Origin of the sequence: Reyranella soli (genome assembly GCF_007992495.1) — a bacterium.
In the GTDB taxonomy this organism is placed as follows: Bacteria; Pseudomonadota; Alphaproteobacteria; order Reyranellales; family Reyranellaceae; genus Reyranella; species Reyranella soli.
Genome location: NZ_BKAJ01000352.1, coordinates 1 through 1,506, shown reverse-complemented (window position 1 = coordinate 1,506; position 1,506 = coordinate 1). Strand labels below are relative to the sequence as shown.

Sequence of the window (1,506 nt, the reverse complement as noted above, 5' to 3'; positions counted from 1 at the left end):
TGCACCCCTTAGGGAAGATCATTGCTCCCGTCCGACCGAACGCAGCCGGACGGGATGACCAGCGCCCGGGCAGGAGCCGTCGGCACACGATCGGATAAACGATGCATAGAGCGGGAACACCGGGAAGCAGTGCAACGAAGCATCTATATAACCAAAGTACAGTCCAGTCAATAACCTTAGTTGCAATTCTCGATTTCGTTTTCGCGAGTTTTTGCGCCCCGTAGAGGGGTCTGACGCGCAATAACGCCACACCTTGTGTCGCCGGACGCGAGTGCCAGCAGTGCTTTCACGCCGATACCTAGTCGCGCGGCTTGGAAATCTTCGTGACGGTTACTCGTCCCACTCGTGCTCGTAGCGGGGAGCGCGCATCTCGGCCAACGCAGCCTTCAGCTGGTCGGCAACGCGCTCGCGCTCGGCCGGCGCCAAGAAGCGCCCGATCACCGTCCGGTTGCCGCGCGAGGTCAGGACCAGGCGCTCGGCCTCGCCCAAAAGCTCGACGCGCAGCCAGTAGGCGTCGAGCCGGTGCTGCTCGCGCTCGCCGTCAGGCGCCACGCGGTCGATGATCAACTCGCGGTCGGTCAGCACCAGGGTCTCGCTGCGCCGGGCATCGAGATAGCTGCGCTTGAACAGGAACCACAGCAGCCAGATGTCGAGGCCCATGAAGCCCATGACCGGCCAGGCGCCCAGGATCAGCATGGGCAGGCCGATCGCCAGGTTGGCGGCGATGGCGGCCCAGATCAGCCAGCGGAAACCCTGGGGCGACAGGCTGCGATGGGGCACCAGCGAGGTCGCGAAATGGACCGCCGGGGCCTCGGCTGCAGGGACTGGCGTTTCAGTCATGCTAGAAACCTATATGGCCCTGATGAAGCAAGCCGTCATCCCGGAATTCTTCGCCCGCCTCAAGAAGGCGATCCCGGAACCCGAGACCGAGCTGGAATACGACAACGTCTATCACCTGCTGGTCGCAGTCGTGCTGTCGGCCCAGGCGACCGATGCCGGCGTCAATCGCGCCACGACGCCCTTGTTCAAGATCATCAAGACGCCGGCCGAGATGGTGGCCTTGGGCGAGAGGAAGCTGATCGGCTACATCAAGACCATCGGCCTGTTCCGTACGAAGGCCAAGAACGTGATCGCGCTGTCGAAGTTGCTGATCGAGCGCCACGGCGGCGAGGTGCCGCATACGCACGAGGAGCTGCAGGCCCTGCCCGGCGTCGGCCGCAAGACCGCCAACGTGGTGATGAACGTGGCCTTCGGCGAGGCGACCATCGCCGTCGACACCCACATCTTCCGCGTCGGCAACCGGACCGGGCTCGCCCCGGGCAAGAACCCGCTCGAGGTCGAGCTCAAGCTATTGAAGCGCGTGCCCGAGGAGTACCGCCTGCACGCGCACCACTGGCTGATCCTGCACGGCCGCTACACCTGCAAGGCGCGCACGCCGGAGTGCCCGAAGTGCGTGGTGAACGACCTGTGCACGTTCAGGGGGAAGACGACGGCCCTGTGACTCAG

2 protein-coding genes are annotated in these 1,506 nt (G+C 64.4%); one reads left to right on the top strand and one right to left on the bottom strand.

Going from position 1 to position 1,506, the window contains the following annotated elements; all coding sequences use genetic code 11:
• Positions 1-330: 330 nt before the first annotated feature.
• Complete coding sequence (locus RSO01_RS46695) at positions 331-840, bottom strand: DUF2244 domain-containing protein (protein ID WP_147157460.1); 510 nt, start codon at positions 838-840, stop codon at positions 331-333.
• Between the two features lie 13 nt (positions 841-853).
• On the opposite strand from RSO01_RS46695, the gene nth reads away from it, so the two are divergent.
• Positions 854-1,501, top strand: coding sequence for an endonuclease III (gene nth / locus RSO01_RS46690; RefSeq protein ID WP_246159268.1), 648 nt, complete (start codon positions 854-856; stop codon positions 1,499-1,501).
• Positions 1,502-1,506: the final 5 nt, after the last annotated feature.